The following is a 23,803-nucleotide window of genomic DNA, read 5'->3' on the forward strand; positions in this document are numbered from 1 at the left end:
GATGAGAAAAAGATTAATTGTAACCCAAATTTTGGTCGAGGTTAGGGTTTAATGCCCTTTCGCTGGTTGGTATTGGGTAAATACGTTTGTTAACATCAGCATTGGTTTTAAAACCCCACGAATTTTCAAACTTACCAAAACGAATGAGGTCGTTACGGCGCCAGCCTTCCCAGGCAAACTCGCGGGCACGCTCGTCCAATAACTGATCGAGGGTAATACCGCTTACTACAGGCGCTTTAGCGCGGGCGCGAATTTTATTCACCAATACATCGGCAGTTTGTAATTCGCTGCCTATGGTAGTTGGTGCAGCACCGCGTAAAATGGCTTCGGCTTTCATCATCATTACGTCGGCCAAGCGCAATACCGGCATATCGTTACCCTGATAACGGGTGTTAGGGTTAGCGTTTTTATCAGGATAAAACTTAATTGAACGAACACCTTTAGCTTTACCTAATTCATCATTACCTACATCCATCGTGGCGGCTCTAACTAATGGCATTTCGGGAGTAAAATCTAACTGATAATCAACCGCTGCAGTACCATCAGTACCGGTATATGAAGCATCAACACCTTTTTTGGTTGATTTGATGATAATAGGCGAGCCATTGTTTTCGTATTGTTTACCTGCTAACCAGGTATTGTTACGGGCATCGCCGGTAAGGTTAAATTTCTCCCAAAATTCCTTAATGGTACTCAAAGCAATACTTGGCCTAAACGGTATGCTGTATTTGTTTTGTACCGCAGTATGTAAGCCAAAGCGGGTAAAGTGATTACCTTCGGCCACGTTAGGATCATAGGGTACGGCAAATATGGTTTCCTTAATCTGCGGACCGTTTTCGGGTGCAAACAAAGTCATATAATCACCATCAAGCGAGTAGATGCTTTTGGCACGGTCTAATACACTATCGGCCATGGCTACGGTTTTTTTCGGTATAGCGGGCCTGGCCGGTATAGTACTGCGCGTTCAGGTACATTTTCTCGAGCAGGGCAAATGCCATCCATTTAGTTGGGCGGCCATAAGTTAAAGCGCTTACGGTTGTGCTCAGGTTAGGAATAGATTCTTTAAGTTCCTTTTCAATAAATTGAAACACCTGTGCTCGTGGAGCTGTTTTTGGTGGTGTATTTACCGGGAAGCTTGACACGATAGGCACGTTACCGTACAAATCCATCATGTAAAAATAGAAGAGGGCACGCATGGTACGCATTTCGGCAATGGTTGTTTTGGCTGTACTGGTGCCGGCATTGGCCGAAAATAAATTAATAAGCCTGTTACAGGTGTTAATGCCTCCAAAACCCCATTCCCAGTTCGATTTTACGTTAGGGTGATCAGGTCCCCAGGTGTGCATATGCAAAAAGCGATACTGACCGCCATCATCGTAATTGCCATCACGCGCAGGGATAATGGCTTCATCTGTAGAAAGCTCCTGCATGCGCCAGTAGTCAACCGCATAAATTGACCGCAATTGTGTGTACACCGGGCCGGTTGCTGCAATGTAGCTTTCGGCGTTATTAGGAAAGTTGTCGGGCGTAAGTTCCGATTCAACACCCACATCAAGTTTGGTACAGCTTATTGCCGCACATGATAAAGCTGCTAATACAAATATTTTTTTCATGGTTGTTTGCTTAAAAAATTACGTTTACACCCAACATAAATGAGCGTGTTTTTGGATAAAAGTTGTTGTTATCAATACCCGGAGTAATACCGCCCATATTAATCTCTGGGTCGATACCGCGGTATTTGGTGATCACAAAAAGATTGTTGCCTGTTGCATATACACGCAAACGGTTAACTGCTTTAGACTTCAGGGGAATATTATATCCGAACGTAGCATTGTCTAAACGCAGGTATGAGCCGCTTTCGAGAAAACGATCTGACAGGATGTAGGCATTATTATCGGCAGGAGATTCGTCAAGCGTAAACCTTGGTATGTTAACCGTTGTAGCATCAGATGGGCTGTTGAGGTTGGCCAGTGTAGCATTCAAAATTTTGTTACCATACACACCACGTATAAAGAAACTTAGGTCGAAACTTTTATAGGTAAATGTATTACCCCAACCGTAAATTATTTTTGGTTGTGCATTACCTACGTATGCAAAATCGGCAACAACAGGCGGCGTTGTTGAAACAGAACCATCGGCTTTGTAAAACTGACTTACACCTGCTGCATTTTTACCTGCATAACGGGCCAGTGTAAACGAGCCAAGTGGCAAGCCCTGCTGTATAATTTGCGATGGATTAGCCGATTGCCCTTTACCACCCAGGTAGGCCGATGGTTGTGAACCCAGTTTAAACAAATCGCTCGACAATGATTCGATCTTGTTTTGGTTATGTGCGAAGTTGAGCGTGCTGGTCCATTTAAGGGCTTTGCCGGTTAATGGCCTTACGGTTACCATCACCTCAACACCTTTGTTGCTTATTTTACCGGCATTGGCAGTAAGTGTAGGCACAAAGTATTGAGTGGTTGATACCTGATAATCATTGATCAGGTCAGATGTGCTTTTATCGTATACATCAACCGAACCGGTTAAAATGTTATTAAATAAGCTAAAATCTAAACCAATATTAGCTACGTTAGTACGCTCCCACTTTAAATCGGCATTAGGGTTTTGGTAGGCACCAACCGCATTAATATAGCTACCGTTGTAATAAAATTTAGACGTAGTTGAAGTACGGTACAGTAACAGGCGGGTAAAGGCATTAAAGCCCTGACTGTTACCTGAGCTGCCGTAACCACCGCGTAATTTTAAATCGCTGATCCATTTTACATCGCGCATAAAGTCTTCTTTGCTAATGTTCCATCCGGCCGAAACAGCAGGGAAGTATCCCCATTGGTTGTTTACACCAAAAGCAGATGAACCATCGCGGCGCATGGTTGCCTGGAACAGATATTTACCATCATACTGGTACTGTGCCCTGCCGTAAAATGAAATTAAACGAATGGTTGATATAGGAGCCAGCAGATCATACCTAATTGCAGTACCAGCAGGAGCATTGCCCAAGGCAAGGTTATTATAGCTCAATGCATCGGTAACAAAGTTTTGGTTTGATGTACTGAAACCGTCGTTCAAACGGTCTTCCTGCCATGAGTAACCAGCCAGTAGTTTTAAATCGTGCTTGCCAAAAACTTTATCGTAGTTAAAAAAGGTTTCTAATACTTTTTTGCTGTTTTCGGCAGCGCTGCGGGCGGCAAAACCGTTTAAGCCTTGAGCCAATCCCGAAAAGCGGTTGTAATAGGTGTTATTATTTACCTGCTCATTTTGGTATGATACGCTAAGCGTATATTTTAAACCCGGTAGCAAACGCGCTTCGGCCAGTGCATTACCCAAAAAGGTTTTGACTTTACGATCGAGAATGTTGTTTTCAATTAATGATACCGGGTTAAGGTAGCCGCGTGTACGGGTAAAGTTTTCGGTAAATGAACCATCAGGCTGTTTAACGTTTACCGTTGGCAGGTAGGTTAACATGTTTTGGTAAACCTCGTTAGGAATGTTGCGGCTTGCGGTAACGCTGTTCACGGCCGAAACATTGAAACGCAATTTATTGTCGAATAACTTATGATCGATATTAGCACGCAATATAAAACGCTCTAAAGCAGAGCTTTTAATAATACCCTGGTTATTGAAATAGTTTAAACTACCACTGTAAGCCGTTGTGCCCGAGTTGCCGCTTAATGAAAGGTTATGATTGTGCGATAAACTTGTTTTGGTAAGCTCTTTTTGCCAATCGGTATTAGCACCGGGGTTATTATCTACAATATTTAAAGTGCGGTTGTTAGCCTGCAGGTAATTGCGTAGTTCGTCGCCACTTAAAACCTCAATTTGGTTCGACACCTTTTCAACTGCTCCATAAGTACTATAACTCAAGGTTGTTTGCCCGGGCTTTGCCTTACGGGTGGTTACCATAATTACACCGTTAGCCGCACGTGAACCGTAAATGGCAGTAGATGATGCGTCTCTTAATACGTCGATCGAGGTAATATCATCTGGTGCCAGCAGGTCAATTGACGCTCCCGGAACACCATCAATTACATAAAAGGGCTCCTGAGCGCCATTACGCAAAGTTGAAGGACCACGTAAAATTACAGCCCCTACATCATTAGGGTTACCGCTTCGGGTTATGTTCAATCCCGGAACCTTGCCTTGCAACAATTGTGATGGAGTACTGATAACGCCACGGTTAAAATCTTCGGCCTGTACCGATGTTACAGCTCCCGTTAAATCTGCCTTTCTTGAGGTTCCGTAACCGGTTACTACAACCTGTGTTAAGGAAGTTGCGCTTTCTTTAAGCGTTACTGATAATGAGATCTTGTTTCCGGCTGATGCCTGGTAACCGGTAAGTGTTTTGGTTTCAAAACCAACAAAAGTAAAGGTGAAACTATAGTTCCCCCCTGTTTGCAAATTGCTGATGTTAAACACACCATTAGCATCGGTAGTAGAATTTACGGCACTGCCGGTTAATTTGTTTTCGGCTTTAACAGATGCTCCTACAATAGGTACACCTAAGGTATCTTTAACAATACCTGTGGCCGAGGGCGCGCTTTGGGCATGCGCCGCCGTGCTCAGCAGCGTTATGCCACATATAAGGGCAATAAGCTGGAGGCATTTTAAACAATGTTTGTACATTTTAATCATAATTGTTTGGGTGTTTTGCAGTAGTTTTTATTTTTTAGTGATGATGAAAGTGCTGTCGGTCTGGATGTTATAGTTTAGCTTGTTAAGCGTGGTAATGGTATTTAATACCTGTGTTATAGGTTGCGTACGACTATTAAAATCGCCGGTGAAGTAATATTTTTTGAGATTTATACCCGGTTGTATGCGCACATGGTAAGTTTCCTGCAGCTTATTGATAACCAGGGGTAGTTGTTGGTTTGTAAAGTTTAAGCTATCGCCTTTTACAATAGTGGTGCCCGGCTGTACGGTTATTAAGGGTTTTGCAGGTTCATTATTAAAAGCCGAGACCAGTAGCGATTGCTTTTTGTTATTAAACACCAGCTCCTTACCCGGAAGCAGGTATACGGCCTGAGCATCAGGATTAACATGCTGATGCTGTACTACTTTAACCTTACCGCTTAACAGGCGTACTTTGGTACGGCTACCACCCGGCCATGCTGTAATGTTAAACACGGTGCCTAATGCTGTAGTGGCCAAAGGGCCGGCATATACCGTAAACGGCCGCTTTTTATCTTTAGCCACATAAAACTTGGCCTCACCTTTTAAATGAATATTGCGCCGGGCACGTTTAAATGGCTGGGTATATTGCACACTCGATTTAGGATGGAGTGCCACACGAGAGCCATCATCAAGCGTTATATTTAAAACTGTGTTACTACGGTTTGCTGTGGTTTTCCATATTAGCGGTTTTTGTGCTGCCAACACAGGCGCATTTTTTAAAACAGGCGCGGGATTAACATGCAGCCATAATAAATAGGTGGCAAACACACAAAGGCAGGCAGCAATGCGGCTTAACACACGCAGGTTAAGCCTGAATACCCGTGCCTCTGGCTCGGGTTCAACATGACTTAGTATATTTTTCAGTATTTGCGCAGACCGGCCAGCCTCAGGGCTTTTAAAATGTGTAAGCTCCTGCCACTCCCCTTCTCCAAGATATTGATCCATGGCCTCGGGGTTATTGGCCAGGTAGCGGTGAACCAACTCGGCTTCATGAGGTGTGCACTCGCGTTTGAAAAATTTAGTAATGAGTTGGGACGTGGGCTGCATATACCCATAATACGGCTGTGAACAGGCTTACCCCCAATGCTTAATAATTATTTAATATTGCCTGGGCAACGCTTAGGAAGGAGATGGTGATCATAGCAGAATTGCGAAGTTCTTTTATAGCCAAACTGATGTGATTTTCAACGGTTTTGGGCGATATAGAAAGCATTTCGGCAATTTCCTGGTTAGTCAAATGGTTTATGCGGCTTAGCTTAAATACCATTTTACGCATATGGGGCAATTGCTCAATGGCATTATTTACTCGTTTAAGGGTTTCGCGTTCGTCAAACTGGTCGGCGTAACCTTCTTGCGTAATATTTTGTTCAATGCGGCTGATGTGGTTATTTCTGATGACATCTTTACGCAACTCGTCAATCAGTGTAGTGCGGGCAATCCTGAAGAGTTGCACATCTAACGGAAAATCACTTGATACGGATGCCCGGTTATTCCAAAGCTTAATAAAAGTTAATTGCACCACCTCTTCGGCAATGTATGATGAGGAGGTTTTACCCAACAGGTAGGCGTAAAGTTTAGGATGGTATTGATAATATATCATCCTAAAGGTGGTAAGGCAGCCTTCGCGTAGCGGGTTGATGTTTTCCATTTCGCTGCAAAGATTTGGCTCTACTGTTACCTGAAAGATGCATTAACATTAGCTAATTGTTAAAAAAATGTTCTAACAAACGTATAGCCTGCCGCAGGTTTGATAAAGCTAAACTTCTCTATTGCCCCTATTAACTCACGAGGGAATCTTACAAATCTCCACCTCGTTTAAATGCATTAAAATGCCTTTTTAAGCATTTTACGCATATTTAGTCCACATTTTTTATAGCATTTGCTTCAATTTTTATATCGCTGCATACTATAAATAGGCTAACATTGCCATACCAAATCTCCCAAAGATTTGATGCCAAACCAATATAAACTTATTTAAACGTAATGACAGCAAGTACAACACCAATGCAGGAGAACTCCTGCCTTAGAAACGGCTTTGATCAATTTATTACTTACTAAACCAAACGTAAATTATGAGAAGAAGAAATTTACTTCACCTATTCCAGCTTCATCAAACGGTTAATATTAAAAAGATGATTCTGGTACCGCTTGCTTTATCGGCTATGTTATCGCCGGGTTATGCCGTGGTAAAAGATAGTCGCTCTTTAACAAGCAATACCCAGCGGGCCGATGTTCAGGTAACCGGAATAGTAAAAGCGGCATCAGGAGAACCGCTGCCGGGCGTATCAGTTAGTATAAAGGGCGGCGGCCGATCAACTGTTACCGATGTTAACGGGAAATACAGTATTACAGCACCCGAAAATTCAACTTTAGTATTTAACTATATAGGTTTTACCGCTCAAGAAGTGATAGTTGGCAGTAACCCTACCATTAATATTACACTACAACCATCTAATAACTCATTAGAAGATGTAGTAGTTATTGGTTATCAATCAGTAAGAAGAAAAGACCTTACAGGCGCATCAGGATCTGTTAATACAGCCAATACCCAAAAACTGGTTTCACGCTCACTGCCTGAAACATTGCAAGGTCAGGTACCGGGTGTATCGGTACGAACCGGTGGTGCCCCAGGGCAGGAAGCCGTAGTTAACATTCGTGGTTTGGCAACTTTTGGTAACGCCAACCCGCTGTATGTAATTGATGGCATGATCGGCGATCCGAATACCACCATAAACCCCAACGATATTGAAGACGTGCAGATACTTAAAGATGCTTCGGCAGCTGCCATTTACGGTTCGCGTGCGGGTAATGGGGTAATCCTAATTACCACTAAAAAAGGTAAAGAAGGTCCTGCTAAAATTAATGTAACTGCACGTTACAGCATTTCAAAAGTACCCAAAACCTATGATATGATGAATGCTGCCGAATATGCAGCCACCAATACAAGGGCATATCAGGCATCGGGTACAGCCATACAACCCGGTGTGGCCAATTACAACGGCCGCATAAATACCAACTGGGTTGATGAAACATTACGAACCGGGTATGTGCAGGATTATAATGCCAATATATCAGGCGGCGGAAACGGTTCAAGATACCTGATATCGGCCGGGTATTTCAAAGATAAGGGCGTATTGATAGCCCGCGAGTTTGAACGTGCTTCTTTCAGGGTAAATACCGAAACCACCAAAGGGCGCTTCAAATTTGGTGAAAATATAGCGCTATCATCTTCCAATTTACGCAGCCCTTTTGAGGGTGGAGCCTTTGCGGGCAATCCCTGGTATGATATGTTTAGCAGTGTGCCTTTAATTCCGGTACAGGATAATGCTTTAATCAGCACCAATAATCCTGGCGGATGGGGTTATGGCTCCAATGCCAATATCAATACATTTTCGCGCAATCCGGTAGCTGTGGCTAACATCACTTCGGTAAGATCAAATTTTGCTAAAATATTAGGTAATGCCTATGTTGATTTTAAAATTATTGATGGATTAACCTACAGATTTAACTTAGGTTTAGAAACCAGTTTTGACAAAAGTAAATCCATACGCAAAGAAGGTTCATGGTATCAGAATCAATCGCCCGATTTTAGCCAGTTAAGTGATAATCGCTCACAATACCTGAGCTACCTTTTAGAGCATACTTTAAACTACAATTATAACGTTGGCAAACACAGCATTAATGGTGTAGTGGGCTATACACAACAAACTACTCAAACCGATAATACACTTGGCTCGGGAATTAACTTGGCGCAGTTTGGCGGCGAATATTTCAACACGCTTACATCTACCGCAGGAGCCGGCCGTAATTCATCGGGTACGCTTTATAAAAACTTCTTAGATTCTTACTTGGGCCGTTTAAATTATACCTACGCCGATAAATACCTCCTCACCTTTACCTTCAGGGCCGATAAGGATTCGCGTTTTTCGCCACAATACCGAACCGGCTATTTCCCGTCGGCAGCATTAGCATGGAGAATTTCAAAAGAGGACTTCTTTAAAGTTGACTGGATCTCTGATTTAAAACTAAGAGGGTCATACGGCGCTTTAGGGGTAAATACTTTAAGTGCGTATCAATACATCGGTTTCTTAAACCAGGCTCCTGATGTTGTTTTAGGTTCGGGGCAAGTTACTAACCCGGGCGCTATACAGGCCAAACTGGCATCGGGCGATTTACGCTGGGAGAAGAAAAAAACCACCAACATTGGTTTTGATGCGGCCATGTTCAACAACCAGTTTGTGGTAAACTTCGACATATTCAGATCAATTTCTAAAGATGTTTTATTGAGCCAGCCTCTACCGGGTTATCTTGGAAATTTACAGGGAGATCCGATTGTAAATATCGGTTCTATCCAAAATCAGGGTGTAGAACTTAACCTGGCTTATCGTCCAAAATTATCCGGTGCTTTCCGTTGGGATATTGCCGGGAATATCAGTGTGATAAGGAACAAGGTACTGTCGCTGGGTAATTTAGGTATTGATACCGAAACCGGCCAGCCCAAAGATTACATACAATCGGGTAACACCCGCACACAGGTAGGCCGCTCAATTGGCGAATACTTTGTGCTGAAAACCGACGGCATTTTTCAAAGCCAGGCCGAAATTAATGCACATGGTGCACAAAGCGCCTATGCTAAGCCCGGCGATATACGTTATGTAAATACCGTAAACGGCGGAACAAATGATGACATCAATGATAAAGACCGTGTTTTTGCCGGTTCTGCTTTCCCAAAATTCACATCAGGCCTTCAATTTAATTCGGGCTACAAAAACTTCACCCTCTCGTTACAGTTTTATGGTGCCTTTGGCCAAAAATTATACAATGATGTAATCAGAGATCTGGACAGTTACGGTAATTCAAATTACCGCAGAGCTATCAATCCATGGACACCAACCAATACGGATACCAGCTACCCAAGGTTAGGTTACCAGTTTGCAGCCAATGATCGTGGAATTAATGAAAATGCCCGGGGCAACTCCGACCGCTGGATCGAAAATGGTTCATATTTGAGGTTACGCAACCTGGAACTGGGTTATAACCTCCCTAATAAATGGCTTTCCAAAGCCGGAATAAGCAACGCCAGGATTTATTTGAGCGGTCAAAACTTATTCACCATTACCAAATACAAAGGCCTTGATCCTGACGTGGTGGGTGCAAACGCCAATCTTGAACCGGGTGTAGACAATGGAAACTACCCATCTTCAAGAATTGTGTCTTTTGGTTTAGGTATTGGCTTCTAATTAATTATAAAAACATGAAAAAATATATATTCCTATTCACAGCAACGTTAATTGTGCTATCAGGATGTAAAAGAGATTTTGATGAAGTTAACCCTAATGCACCTACTATTTCCAGCTTTTGGAAAACCAGTGCCGATGCAACAAAGGGCGTTAACGCAGTATACAGCACATTTTACCGGACGGCCAGTTTGTATTCGCGCTGGTTATTCTATCACGGAATTTTAAAATCCGACGAAGGTTTTGGTTCAGGTGGCGATGGTGGTTTAAATAACCTGATGCGTTTTAACCAAACCAATTACAATGATGGCCTTACGGCACAAACCTGGTCTAACCTTTTTGTAGGTGTGTTTCGTGCTAACCAGGTTATTGCCAACGTACCGGGCATTACTATGGATGAGCCTACCAAGAAACGCATTATTGCCGAAGCCAAATTTTTGAGGGCCTTATTTTATTTTAACCTTACCCTTTATTATGGACGTCCGCCGTTGATGCTTACACCATCGCAGCCCAAGGATGTTCCGGCTAATGCTACCACCGAGCAGGCTTATGCCCAGGTAGCAAAGGATTTAACCGAGGCCGCTAATGATTTGCCGGTAAGTTACCCTGCATCTGATTTAGGAAGAGCCACGAGGGGAGCAGCTTACGCCCTTTTAGGTAAAACTTATTTGCAGCAGCGCAAGTATCAGGACGCATTAAATGCTTTTGCTTACCTCGTAACCGGTGCCGGAAGCTCAACTTATACCTTAACTACCGATTACCGCGATAACTTCATTATTTCGAGAGAAAACAACAGCGAATCGGTTTTTGAAATTCAGTTTAGCGAAAACCAATCTGAAAGTACTGATGATGACGTGGATGAATCAAGAATCAACAACACCGGAACATCCATTTCACAGTTTTTCGCTCCTCCGGGCGTAGGTTTTTCTGATGGGGCTGCCCGCCGTTGGGTGGTTGACGAGTTTTTGCAGGAAAGAACTACAACCAATGCGCAGGACCCACGTTTGGCTGCATCGTTCATCTTTAACAATGCCAATCCGGCTGGTCCTACGGCAACTATAGTGTACGGACAAACTTTCCAAAGCCGCTATGACAATGGCCCTGATGCAAATGGTGTATGGTTCCGCAAGTTGCTTAACGACCACTGGAAAAACCAGGAAGGTTTCCGCTCGCCCAACAATTACCGTTTAATACGCTACGCCGATGTGCTGTTAATGTATGCCGAATGTTTAAACGGCCTTAACAGAACTGCAGAGGCTTACCCCTTTGTTGACCGTGTAAGGCAGCGTGCCGGTTTAGCCCCATTATCAACAGCTAAACCAGGTTTAAACCAGGCGCAGTTTTTAACCCAACTTAAGCACGAACGGGTTACCGAATTGGCGGGCGAAGGATGGCGTTGGGCCGATTTACTGCGCTGGGGGGATTTGGGTCCGGCGTTGGCCACTCGCGATGCCGACTTTACCGGATTCATTGTTGGCAAACATGAGTATTACCCGATTCCGCAAAGCGATATCGACTTAAACTCTAACCTTACACAAAATCCAAGATATTAATCTAACTGGCAATCGTCTTTTCTGCCTTGCAGAAGGGGCGGTTGCCGGTATTAAATCCATTTCCTATGAAAAAAAATCAAATCCTGAAAAGCTGGAAACTGAGTTCGGTTTTGCTTGCAGCATTGGTTTCCCTTACTCTTTCCTGCGGAAAGTCGGAGCGGGCAGTTCCGGTAGAATCCATAGATCCGCCTGTTACGGCACGTACGTTTTCAAATCCTTTGATGAACGGTGCCGATCCGTCGGTGTTCCAGAAAGACGGGGTTTACTATTACCTGCAAACCAACGGTAGTTCCATTAACCTATGGAGCACTACTTCCATGTCTAAATTAAGTACAGCCATTCCTAAAACGGTGTTTACGCCTACAAGCGGAGCCGCTAATTCGAGGAATATTTGGGCGCCTGAAATAAATTTCTTTGATGGGAAATGGTATATTTATTATACCGCAGGCAATGGTGACGATGTAACACAGCGCACCTGGGTTTTAGAAAACAGCAGTGCCGACCCAACCACCGGCACCTGGGTAGATAAAGGACGGTTGTTTACCACAGATACCAATTTTTGGGCTATTGACGGCAGCGTACTGGAGCTGAACGGTAACCGTTACTTTATGTGGTGCGGCCGGCCCGATGTAACCAATACAAACCTAACGCAAAACATCTACATCGCAAAAATGGCAAACCCTTACACCTTAACAGGTGCTGCCACTAAATTAACCGAACCTGAGTTTGCCTGGGAAAGAAACGGTTTTGGCGTAAACGAAGGCCCGCAGGCGCTTACATCACCTGATAATAAGGTGTTCCTTATTTATTCGGCAAGTTATTGCGGTACGGATGATTATGCTTTAGGTCAGTTAAGTTTAAAAACAGGGGGAGATCCTTTAGTAAAGGCCGACTGGACTAAATCAACCCAACCCGTGTTTACCAAACAGCCGCAAAGCAATGCTTTTGGACCAGGGCATAATTCGTTCTTTAAATCGCCCGATGGTAAAGAGTATTGGTTAATTTATCATGCCAACTCGGCAACCAACCAGGGCTGTGCCGACCGTAGAAACATCAGGATGCAGAAATTTACTTTTAAAGCAGATGGCAGCCCCGATTTTGGACAGCCGGTAGCTACAGGTTTACAAATTGCAAGCCCATCCGGAGAGAAATAGCATGAATAAATTAATCAATCTATTAAGATTTGGGCTTGTGCTCTTTATCCTGTTTGTTGCACAAACAGGCTTGGCTCAAACGTTTTCCAATCCCTTGCTACCCTCAGGAGCCGACCCGTGGAGTATTTATAAAGACGGGTATTACTACTATACCCATACTACGCAAAACAAGCTCGTTATCTGGAAAACCAAAAACCTGGCCGATTTAAAAACGGCCGAGCAAAAAACCATATTTATTCCTCCGCCTAACACTTCCTATTCTAAGGACTTGTGGGCGCCCGAAATACATTTTATTAAGGGTAAATGGTACGTGTACTTTGCCGCCGATGATGGCAATAACAATAATCACCGCATGTACGTGCTGGAAAACGCATCGGCCGATCCATTGCAGGGCAGCTGGACTTTTAAAGGAAAAGTTGGAGATGCCACCAACAAATGGGCGATTGATGGTTCGGTATTTACATTTAAGAGCCAGCTTTATATGATTTGGGCAGGGTGGGAAGGCGACGTTAACCAAAAGCAGGAAATCTTCATTGCTAAAATGAAGAACCCGTGGACCATTGACGGGGAGAGACATAAAATTTCGACCCCGGAGTTGGACTGGGAAAAGCACGGAGATTTAAATGACCCCAACAACCCGCCGCATGTTGATGTAAATGAAGGTCCGCAGATACTCATCAATAAAGACAAGGTGTTCCTTATTTATTCGGCCAGCGGCTGCTGGACAGATTTTTACGCCCTGGGTATGCTTACGCTTAAAGGAAAAAACCTGCTTGATGCATCATCTTGGGTAAAAAGCCAGAAGCCTGTATTCAAGCAGTCGCCCGAAAATGGAGTTTACGCCCCAGGTCACAACTCATTTTTCAAATCTCCTGATGGTAAGGAAGACTGGATTTTATATCATGCCAACTCGGCACCGGGTCAGGGCTGTGGTGGACACAGGTCGCCACGTGCACAAAAGTTTACCTGGAATGCAGATGGCTCGCCAAACTTTGGCACACCTGTAAAAACAGGATTGGAAACACCTGTTCCGGCACAAAACAAATAATCTGTAAACACGAAACGCTTGCGTTTCGCTAATGAATTTATACGATGAGAAAACACCTTAGTTATTTGCTGATGTTATTGCTGTGTATTAGCACAGCTCTTTACGCACAGGATGCTACTCCGGTAGTGGGCAAGGTTTGGTCTATTGCCAAGGCTAATGCCTGGTACAAGCAACACAAATGGATAAACGGGGCAGATTTTTTGCCCAGCACTGCCATCAATCAACTGGAAATGTGGCAGGCAGATAGCTTTGATGCCGCTACTATTGATAAAGAACTGGGTTGGGCAGCCGGTATAGGCTTCAACACCATGCGGGTATACCTGCACAGCCTGGCCTGGAAACAGGACCCTGCCGGGTTTAAAAGGAGGATGGACCGGTATTTAAGCATAGCCGACCGTCATCATATTAAAACCGTATTTGTGTTTTTTGACGATTGCTGGAACAAGCAGGCAAAAATTGGAAAGCAGCCAGCACCAAAGCCCGGTATACATAACTCGGGCTGGGTGCAAGACCCTGGCGATCCTAACTACAAGCAGCCCGCCAACTTCCCGGCGCTTGAGAAATATGTTAAAGACGTTATGACGCGTTTTAAAGCCGATAAACGCATATTGTTGTGGGATTTATATAACGAACCTGGCAACTCGAACAAGCTAACCACTTCATACCCTTTACTTAAAAGCGTATTTACCTGGGCCAGGGCAGTTAACCCGCAGCAACCCATTAGCGCAGGGCTTTGGGCCTGGGATTATGACAAATTGAACGCCTTTCAGGCTTTAAACTCAGATGTAATTACTTACCATGATTATGAAGAACCGCAATGGCATCAGCGTGTAATTGGTATGCTGCGCTCACACGGCAGGCCAATGATTTGTACCGAGTACATGGCCCGTACTCGCGGAAGCCGCTTTGAAAACATTATGCCTATGCTCAAAAAGGAAAATATAGGTGCCATTAACTGGGGATTGGTTGACGGAAAATCAAACACCAAGTATGCTTGGGATACCCCGCTTCCAAACGGCGAAGAACCAAAAGAGTGGTTTCACGAGGTGTTTAGAAAAGACGGAACGCCTTACAAACAAGAAGAGGTTGATCTCATAAAAAAACTCAATAACATTAAATAGTTTAGCGAATGGGTATTTAACTATCTTGTGAAACCTATTTTTATGATCGAGAATAAAAAACCAAGCAGGGCCCTGGCCCTGCTGCTTTTTTTTAACCTTTTTTTTCAGCAGCTTGCTGCGCAAAAAATATTTTTCAGGCACTATACCGTAACCGACGGATTGTGTGCCAACACCATCTGGGACATTCAGCAGGATGACCAGGGCTACATGTGGTTTGGAACCAAGTACGGTTTAAGCCGTTTTGATGGCTACACGTTTAAATGTTTTCAATATCAAAAAGGCGTTCCGGGCACGTTGGGCAACAGCTTCATCCGTAAAATTTTCAGGTACGATGCCAACACCTTCTGGATAGGTACCGATGAGGGCATCTTCATTTTTGATTTGCAAACCGAAAGGTTTACACACTTTACCGATCTTCAAAATTATTTTATAAACGACCTCATCCGTTCAAAAAACGGCGATATCTGGATTGCTACCAAAGAACGAGGTGTATTTTGCTATCACCCTTCCAATAAAAAGCTAAAGCACTTTTCTACCAGTTCGGCGTTGCGGCTTTCCTCCAATGAAGTACCTAAACTTTTGCAGAATAATGACGGGCAAATATGGATAGGCACTTATGGCAAAGGAATTGACGTTTTAAACCCGCAAACCAACCGGATAAAGCATTACAATACGGGTACAAAAGCCAGGCTATCGAGCAACGTAATTCTTGATCTGTATAAAGACACACGCGGAGATATTTGGATTGGTACCATGGCCGGTGGCTTAAACCTTTGGGAAAAGCAAAAAGACAGTATTACCATTTATCAAAAAGCAGGTGGTAACTCTATTAGTGATAACATTGTACGATCTGTTTATGAACCGAAGCCGGGTGTTATTTATTTGGGTACCGAGAAGGGTTTAAATGTTTTCGATCGTAAAAACAACCGCTTTACAGTTTATCAAAACAAAAACAACGATCCTTTTAGCATTAATGATGATGCTGTTTATAAGGTGTTTAAAGATAAAGAGGGCGGCATTTGGGTGGGAACCTATTTTGGTGGATTGAATTATTACCATGAAAGCGGTTCTGGGTTTGAATTCTATTATCCTTCCGGTGTAAAAAACTCACTTTCGGGCAACGCCGTAAGCGCATTTTTGGAAACCAGGCCAGGCCAGCTTTGGGTGGGTACTGAGGATGGAGGGCTCAACTTTTTTAACGCCCGCGATAAAACTTTTAAACGATTCCCGTTTTCTCCAGGCCAGGATAGCCTTTCATATCACAACATTCACGCGCTATATCAGGACAGGTCGGGTAATTTATGGATTGGCATGTACACCGGGGGACTTAATATATTAAACCCTGCCACCGGAAAGGTTAAGCGATATAAGAGCGACGCAGCCGACCCTAATACCCTGAGCGATAACAGCGTATACTCCATTGATGAAGACCGGCAGGGGCGCATTTGGGTATCAACCATTGCAGGATTGAATTGCTACGATCCAAAAAACGACCGTTTTGTACGTGTTAAAGGAAAAAACCTCGATAAGAGCTGTATATACCAGGTTTACCAGGATACCGATATGGCACTTTGGATTGCCACTTATGATAATGGGTTAATTAAAATGGAACCCAATGGCAAGCTTACCCAATACGCCTATTCGAAAAAGGAGGGGAGCATTAGTTCCAACAAGGTAATTTGTATGCTTGATGACGGGGCGGGCAATTTATGGCTGGGCACAGACGGTAGCGGCTTAAACGTGCTGAATAAGAAAACCGGAATTTTTAAATCATACGAAGACGAAGACTGGATTAAAAGTGCAGTGGTTTATGGCATTATTAAAGATCGCTTGGGTAAGATGTGGTTTTCTACCAATAACGGTTTGTTTGAATACGATTTGCTTACCAAAACCAAACGAAGCTTTGGTAAGTGGGATAACCTGCAAAGTCAGCAATACAATTATAAAGCCTACTACAAGGATGCCTCGGGCAAACTATATTTTGGCGGCATCAACGGGTTTAATGCCTTTTATCCTGATGCGGTGCAGGGTGTTAGTGCTACGCCCAAGGTGTCATTCACCAACTTTCAGTTATTTAACAAAGACCTCGATTTTAACGATGATGGTAGTCCGCTTAAAAAATCGGTGAGCTACACCAACGAAGTTGTTCTTCATCATAACCAGTCGGTATTGAGTATTGAATATGCCTGCCTGAGTTTTATTGCCCCTAACAAACTGCAGTATGCTTTTAAGATGGATGGGTTTGACAAGGGCTGGAACAATGTAGGCAGCCAACGCAAGGCAACCTACACCAATTTACCTGCCGGGGAGTACAACTTTCAGGTAAAGGTAACTGATGATGCCGGCGATGATTTGGGAAGTGTATCGAGCATTAAAATTAAAATACTGCCACCTTTTTATAAAACGTATACCGCTTATTTACTCTATCTGCTGGTTTTTGTGCTTGGGGCAATTTGGCTGCGCCGCTACCTTGTAGAAAAAGCGCGCAGGCAAAACGAAATAAAGCTGGAAAGGCTTAAAAACAAAAGCGAGCAGGATTTTTACAAGCAAAAAATAGATTTCTTTACAGCCATGGCTCACGAAATCAGGACGCCGCTTGCGCTGATAATTGCGCCTTTGGAAAGGCTTTTGTCGGGCAAGAGAAAAAACTCCGAAGGCATGGAGCAGTTGCACCTGATGGAAGAAAACGCTGATCGTTTGTTAACCCTGGTAAATCAATTGCTCGATTTCAGGCGTATTGAAAGTGATATATTTGAAATACACCCCGAACCGCTTGAGCTCATTTACCTCATTAACAGTTTGCATAACCGTTTTTCGCCTATTGCCGTTAAGCGCGGGCTTACCTTCCTGGTATCAAGCGAGTTTCAAAAACTGGACGTAATTGCCGATCCGGAAGCGTTAATGAAGATACTCAGCAATTTGCTGATAAATGGTTTTAAGTTTGCCCGCACACAATTGGCTATCAAAGTCAATGCGCTGCAAAACGATGAAAACGACAGGGAGATGTTTTCTATAAGTGTAGAAGACGATGGCATTGGTATACCCGAAGCCCAGCTTGATTCGATCTTTAAGAAGTTTTTCAAGGTATCAACAGAAGAGCATCAGTATACCAATTTGGGTGGAACCGGCATTGGCTTGGCACTGGCTAAATCGCTCTGTGAAAAGCATGGCGGCCAGTTGATGGTTGAAAGCGAAGAGGGTATTAAAACTATATTCACCGTACTCATTCCATTTGAGGCAAACAACCACAAACAGGATGAAGACCTGGAAGAAACGAACGAAGCGGAGGGCAAGCATACGATATTGGTGGTAGAAGATGATCCATCGCTGCTCGATTTTCTTTCCAAGAGCTTTCATCAGGAAGGCTACCATACTATCAAAGCTAAAAATGGCAAAGAGGCATTAAAGCAACTGGACCAACATGCGGTTGACCTGGTAATTTCGGATGTAATGATGCCTTTGATGGATGGAATGGAGTTATGCAAGGTTATTAAAAACGATATTGATTACAGCCATTTACCGGTGGTGCTACTAACGGCCAAAACCAATACTGATGCCGAAATTGAAGGCCTGGAGAACGGTGCAGATGCCTACGTATCAAAACCGTTTAAATGGAAGCAACTCTCGCTTGTAATTAAAAACTTGCTGGAGTTGCAATCTAATTTAAAGCAGCGTTTTGCCCAAAGCCCGCTTGAGGGCACCGAGATTTTAATTAGCGGCAACCGCGACCAGAAGTTCCTGGAAAAAATTACAAAGATCATTGAAGCTAAAATATCTAACCCGCAGCTTTCGGTAGAAGATTTGGGCAGGGAAGTGGGCTTAAGCCGGTCGAGCCTGTACAAAAAAATTAAGGCCAAAACGGGTTATGTACCTAACGAGTTTGTGAGAATCATCAGGTTAAAAACGGCTGCCAAGCTACTATTGGAGCAAGAACACACAATTGCCGAAATCGGTTACATGGTTGGCTTTAATTCGCCCTCATACTTTAGTAAGTGTTTTTATACCCAGTTTGAGCTTACACCCAGCGAGTTTGTGGAGAAGCATGCCAGTAAATTATGATAATTATTAGCATGCCCGTACTTATATACTATAAAGACGAACGAGGAGAGTAAAGATTAATTGAATAAATCTTATAAAACTTAATAAGGAGTAAACCCACGGTTTAATTAAACAAAAAGAGCATATTCAATCAGTCCTAAAACCTTTAAATATGCTCTTTCTTTGTTTTTTGGTCGGGATGGCAGGACGAACCACGAGCCACTTAAACCTATTATTTTCAAATACTTATATCAAAATCAGACTAAAATAGGCACCGAAGGGGGACATAAAATTTGCAGCCATTTAGCACCATTTATTTGGCATCTGATTATAACGTTTAGTCAATGAACTTTATAACACAAATATAAATTTGTTCGAAAAAACACAAAGCATCTACCTATAGAACAAGTAAAAGTTACTCAAGAACTTTTAACCTTTTGAGCCAATCTGCTATTATCTGTAATGCCTGTGGTGAAAATGAGTCCTTGATAGTGGGATATTCTTGAGTTGTACATTTTTCACAAGGCAAAAACAGATGGTTTAAACCAGCAATGATCTTCGTTGTCACCTTTGTATTCCTACCCTTGGAAGATAGGACTTTCCAGTTAGCCAAATTTTCTTTGTATGATACCATCAGGTCTTTATCACCATTCAACGCCAGTATGGGAATATTCACTTTTTCCAATACCGGTGCCGGATCATATTTTATAAAATAGCGGTACCAAGCTGACGAAGCTTGCTTTGCAAAGCTGTAAATTGGAAACCTAAAATGGTCAAATTCTATATGGCGGGCTTTAACCGCCTCATCATCTGTTTTTTTCCATTGGGTGTAAACGTCAATTAGTTTTTGCTCCATGCTGGCCGAGTCGGCATATTGCAGTGCCGTTTTAAACATAAGCTCGTTAATTGAATTATAACGCTGTTTATCAATATCACTTATTGGAGCAGCATTTACCAAATCACGATTCTGAATGATCAAAGCATCATAACCTTTTAATGCCAGACCGGCTATAGAAACCAGGAAAGCAATACCCGGCGCGCGTGAAGCAGCTAAAGAACATGAAGCACCGCCTTCGCTATGTCCCATGATGCCAATTTTATTAGATATTACTTCGGGGCGGGTTTTTAAATAATTGAATGCCTCTAATACATCATCAGAAAAATCAGCAGTTGTGGCTTTGGAATAATCACCCGTTGATTTGCCAACTCCCCTGTCATCAATTCGTAGCACAATTATTCCACGGCTCGAAAGATAGTTGGCAATATCGGCAAATAATTTATGTCCGGCCATGGTACCATCACGGTCTTGTGCCCCGGTTCCGGATACGAGTATTACCGCCGGAAACATTTTGTTGCCATTGGCGGGTATGGTTATAGTAGCCCCATAAGTTAATAAAGTGTGTTTACCTGTAAATGTAACACTATCGGCCTGGTAAGGCACAGTGTTAACATTAACCCGCTGCTGTGCCGGTTGCGCAAAGGCAACCGGTACATTAGCAAACAGGAAAACTATAATAATTAACTGAATGAAGAAGAACTTCCTTTTTAAAAACATAACTATTCAGACTTTTTGGTCAGTTCAACCATTTCAATAATTTCATCGGCCAATGCAGTTGGGCTTCCTTTGTAACCATCGGTAAGAAAACGCAACTTGCCTTTACTGTCGATGATGAGTTTCATTGGAATGCCTGAAATAGTGAAGGCTTTGCATACACGCGCAAATACCTCATCATTTACAGTTGCTCCTTTGGCTTTATTATCAAATAATATATTGAATGGATAGTTATTATCTTTTATAAACTTTGCAACCTCCTGTTTGTACTTGTCGCCTCTTTCTTCGGTATCGATAAAATAAAATACCACGTTGGGGTCGGCTTTGTAGTGATCAACAGCAAGCTTCATCCCCGGGAACGAGGCCTTACACGGCACGCACCAGGTAGCCCAAAAATCCATAACAATGGTTTTACCTTTTAAGTCGGCAAAACGTACTTCCTTGCCGTTTAAATCGGTCATGGTCCAATCGGGCATATCGGCATTGCGCATTATCTTTTTAGCCTCTTCAGAACTCCGTGCTGCCAATTCAGGGTTTTTTAGCGAGGTTAAGTAAGCATTATACTGGTTTAGCGGTTTGCCGCTACGTTTATAATCGGCGTTTAGCAAAGCCAGCATCTCGGGCGAGCTTTGATTTTCATACACACTGCGCTCTAACAAAGTATGCAGTTTTGCATACTGCCTGGCTCTGTTGAGTAAAAAAGCATGGTCGTCGTTTAGCGAAGCACGCTTATAGTGGTAGAACTTTTGCGCTCTTTCTGCATAAGCCAAAGCCTGTTGATAGTTACCGGTATTACGAAGTATACTCACCTGAACCGGCAATATGCTCTTAGCTAAAAATTGTTCGTATTGTGCTTTCCACTGCATTGGAGACAGATACCAGTAATCGGCCGGAACAACATCTTTTGTTTGCTCCATACGTGTAAACATCTTATTGGCATAGGGCAGCAATTCGGCATCGGGTATATCCTTTCTGTTATGCCAAATCTCAATTAATTTATAATGCAGATTTACAAACGCCGGAAAATCAAGTTCATTCAAATACTGGTTCAACGGCGTATAATCCTTCTTCATTGAAGCAATGATGATTATCGTTTGATAAATATTGGAGTAGTTGATGCGAAACTCCTTATCAAAATCGTTGTAAGCTTTATTTTGAGGGAACTTTTTAAGAAAAGCTTCGCCCAAGGCCCGTTTCTTTTCTGCATCGCGCTCGAGGTTGTAAGCTTTATATGCGTTCACCTTGGCCAATTCGCCGTTAGGGAACCGTTTTATCATTACACTGTCTAATGAGTCGGTACGAAATTTATCTTTTAACACACCGGCCAATATGCTTCGTGCCCTCAATAAATTAACTTCACTATCCTTTTGTTGAAGAAACTTAACGATGTTTTTGATACGGGGCATACCGGCATCGCCCTGAAATGCCTGTATTGAACGTGCAAACGGAACAGCTAACACTTCACCAGCCTCTGCCGAATGCCACATTATCTCGTTGTTGAGCCAATAGTAAAATGCGGTATCGCTCAAATTTACAGGCTTCTTAAAATATCCCGGAACACCATACCCCTGTTTATCGGCACGTAAAAAGCTCCAGCCGGCATAGGCAGAAGGTGCATTAATACCGGCGCGTTTAGCATCGGTTGCCATTATTACATAGGCATTATCGTTATTATTATCTGTACTGTCACCGCCTAAAAATTTTATTGCAGCCAAGCCAAAATCTTTATCGAGCGGCAGGGTGGCTTTAAACTTACCCTCACCTGTTGGTGTTAAGTTTAAGTCGGTTGTATGCCAATTATAGTTGCTGTAGGCATAAACAATTCCGTGTACGCTCTTTTGCCCGCTTAAGGGAGTTCCTTTAGTATCGTACGTTATTTGAATACTACTGCCCGGAAGCGGGTGCACCGGATTATATTCAAAGTTTTTGCTTTGAGCAAAGGCATCAGTTGCCAGTAAGCAACTGATAGCCATTAAGCTCTTTTTAATTTTTAGCATAATTGATCTTTACAGGTAAAATCAAGGGTTTTGTTGTATCTCGGGGTTTAGCTGAATTTGATAAACCGGAATACTAAATACGTAGCGGTTGCTGCCCGGAGCTAATGAATAGGTAGTACCTCCAAACGTGCGCGTATAAGTACGCTGAAACTGGCCTTCTCCATTTAAGCGACGCATATCCCACCAACGCAGCATGCGGCAAAAAAACTCGCGACGGCGTTCTTCAATTACCACCTTTAGCGCGTCGCTTGCATTGGCAGCGGTAAGTGCAACATAATCGGCAGTTTTAAAACGTTTTCTGCGCAAATTATTCACCCAAAGCAATGCATTGCCAACATCGTTGTTGCGGGCAAAATATTCGGCCTTGATCAGCATCATTTCGGGTACGCTCGGGCCAATGTTTCTTGGTTCGTTTATAGCGCGATCTTTATAAAAAAAGCGGCCACCGGCTGGCACATAGGCTGTTGAAACTATAGTAGGATCGGTTGTAAAAAGAGTATAGCGCTGGTCGCGTGTGCCCAGCAGTGCTAATAATTCATCGCTCAAACGCAAGCCGATGGGGGTAAAAGCACTTATTCCTCCAACTGCAACTTTTGAAAGCAAAACTTCCGGGTCGCTTCTCCGGATTGGATAAGTGGTGGTGCTTATTGTAGTTATAGTACTTAAATCGTTTAATGTGCTACGCAAGGCCAACGCGCTATCTGCATAAGTGTTAGCGGCTGCATAATTATTCATGTACAGGTAGCAACGCGCCAATTCGGCATAAGCTGATGCTTTGGAGGGTAAAGTATTAAATAATTGAGCAACCGGCAAAGCAGGTATAGCTTGTTTTAAATCGGCAATGATCTGGTCGTACACCGTTTGCGACGAAGGGCGGTTTAACGGCTGAACTGTTGTTTGAACCAATACTAAAGGCACACCAAGGTCTGAAGATGCAGTGGCCGCATTGTAAGGTTTTGAATAAGTATTCATCAACATGAGGTAAGCATCGGCACGATGCACTTTTGCTTCGGCAATTAGCGCGGCTTTTTCAGCTTCGCTGCCTCCGGTGCTTGCCGGAACTTCGCCAATGATGATGTTGCTGTAGGTTATGGTATTATACATACCGTTCCAGTTATTGTCGGTTTGAAAACTTCCTAACGGAAATGGATCAGCCTGCCAGGTATAGCTGGTACGCCAGTAACGATAACTATCAGGCACCAATGCTAACTGCTGTGTGCTTCCATCCATTAACTGAACATCATCTGAAGCAATATCACCCAGTTGAGGACCAAATTCATATACAGCGGTATTGTTGAGCAAGTAACGGTAATTGGATATCTCGCCCGGCACCAGTTGGCCCTGGGTTTTTATGTCCACATATTTTTGGCATGAGCCAAGGACTATAGCCATCAAAAACAATAAATTATATTTGGTTTTCATGATGCGTTAG

General features: G+C 43.2%; 14 protein-coding genes. 6 read left to right on the forward strand and 8 right to left on the reverse strand.

Going from position 1 to position 23,803, the window contains the following annotated elements; genetic code table 11:
- Window positions 1-13: 13 nt before the first annotated feature.
- The 5 genes from QE417_RS13230 to QE417_RS13250 are packed head-to-tail and all read right to left on the reverse strand — an operon-like array spanning window position 14 to window position 6,319.
- Window positions 14-913, reverse strand: coding sequence for a RagB/SusD family nutrient uptake outer membrane protein (locus QE417_RS13230; RefSeq protein ID WP_311950681.1), 900 nt, complete (start codon window positions 911-913; stop codon window positions 14-16).
- The gene (locus QE417_RS13235; RefSeq protein ID WP_311950682.1) at window positions 903-1,613 is read right to left on the reverse strand and encodes a RagB/SusD family nutrient uptake outer membrane protein; all 711 of its coding nucleotides are present in this window, start codon (window positions 1,611-1,613) and stop codon (window positions 903-905) included. Before QE417_RS13235 ends, QE417_RS13230 begins: the two co-directional genes overlap by 11 nt.
- A 10-nt stretch (window positions 1,614-1,623) precedes the next feature.
- The gene (locus QE417_RS13240) at window positions 1,624-4,623 is read right to left on the reverse strand and encodes a SusC/RagA family TonB-linked outer membrane protein (protein ID WP_311950686.1); all 3,000 of its coding nucleotides are present in this window, start codon (window positions 4,621-4,623) and stop codon (window positions 1,624-1,626) included.
- A gap of 36 nt (window positions 4,624-4,659) precedes the next feature.
- A complete protein-coding gene (locus QE417_RS13245; protein ID WP_311950687.1) occupies window positions 4,660-5,718 on the reverse strand; it encodes a FecR family protein in 1,059 nt (352 codons plus the stop codon).
- A gap of 40 nt (window positions 5,719-5,758) precedes the next feature.
- Window positions 5,759-6,319, reverse strand: coding sequence for an RNA polymerase sigma-70 factor (locus tag QE417_RS13250; RefSeq protein ID WP_311950689.1), 561 nt, complete (start codon window positions 6,317-6,319; stop codon window positions 5,759-5,761).
- Between the two features lie 424 nt (window positions 6,320-6,743).
- Between QE417_RS13250 and QE417_RS13255 the strand changes: the two genes are divergently transcribed.
- The 6 genes from QE417_RS13255 to QE417_RS13280 all read left to right on the forward strand — a co-directional run bounded on the left by QE417_RS13255 (window position 6,744) and on the right by QE417_RS13280 (window position 18,843).
- Window positions 6,744-9,911 carry a SusC/RagA family TonB-linked outer membrane protein gene (locus QE417_RS13255; RefSeq protein WP_311950690.1) on the forward strand — a complete coding sequence of 1,056 codons (3,168 nt, stop codon included), beginning with the start codon at window positions 6,744-6,746 and terminating at the stop codon, window positions 9,909-9,911.
- Window positions 9,912-9,925: 14 nt separating this feature from the next.
- Complete coding sequence (locus QE417_RS13260) at window positions 9,926-11,461, forward strand: RagB/SusD family nutrient uptake outer membrane protein (RefSeq protein ID WP_311950693.1); 1,536 nt, start codon at window positions 9,926-9,928, stop codon at window positions 11,459-11,461.
- A 65-nt stretch (window positions 11,462-11,526) separates the two neighbouring features.
- Window positions 11,527-12,615, forward strand: a complete 1,089-nt coding sequence (locus QE417_RS13265; protein ID WP_311950695.1) for a glycoside hydrolase family 43 protein — start codon at window positions 11,527-11,529, stop codon at window positions 12,613-12,615.
- Between the two features lies 1 nt (window position 12,616).
- On the forward strand, window positions 12,617-13,663 hold the full coding sequence (locus QE417_RS13270) for a glycoside hydrolase family 43 protein (RefSeq protein WP_311950697.1): 1,047 nt from the start codon (window positions 12,617-12,619) through the stop codon (window positions 13,661-13,663).
- Between the two features lie 44 nt (window positions 13,664-13,707).
- Complete coding sequence (locus QE417_RS13275) at window positions 13,708-14,784, forward strand: cellulase family glycosylhydrolase (RefSeq protein WP_311950699.1); 1,077 nt, start codon at window positions 13,708-13,710, stop codon at window positions 14,782-14,784.
- 42 nt (window positions 14,785-14,826) lie between these two features.
- Window positions 14,827-18,843, forward strand: coding sequence for a hybrid sensor histidine kinase/response regulator transcription factor (locus QE417_RS13280; protein WP_311950701.1), 4,017 nt, complete (start codon window positions 14,827-14,829; stop codon window positions 18,841-18,843).
- Between the two features lie 394 nt (window positions 18,844-19,237).
- On the opposite strand, the gene QE417_RS13285 is transcribed toward QE417_RS13280, so the two are convergent.
- From QE417_RS13285 to QE417_RS13295, 3 genes are read right to left on the reverse strand one after another with little or no spacing between them, the layout of a single operon-like run.
- A complete protein-coding gene (locus QE417_RS13285; protein WP_311950703.1) occupies window positions 19,238-20,377 on the reverse strand; it encodes an alpha/beta hydrolase family protein in 1,140 nt (379 codons plus the stop codon).
- Window positions 20,378-20,379: 2 nt separating this feature from the next.
- Window positions 20,380-22,371 (reverse strand): redoxin domain-containing protein, encoded by a 1,992-nt coding sequence (locus QE417_RS13290; protein ID WP_311950705.1) that lies wholly within the window; start codon window positions 22,369-22,371, stop codon window positions 20,380-20,382.
- Between the two features lie 21 nt (window positions 22,372-22,392).
- Window positions 22,393-23,793, reverse strand: coding sequence for a RagB/SusD family nutrient uptake outer membrane protein (locus QE417_RS13295; RefSeq protein ID WP_311950706.1), 1,401 nt, complete (start codon window positions 23,791-23,793; stop codon window positions 22,393-22,395).
- Window positions 23,794-23,803 lie beyond the last annotated feature (10 nt).

Origin of the sequence: Mucilaginibacter terrae, assembly GCF_031951985.1 — a bacterium.
Lineage (GTDB): Bacteria > Bacteroidota > Bacteroidia > Sphingobacteriales > Sphingobacteriaceae > Mucilaginibacter > Mucilaginibacter terrae_A.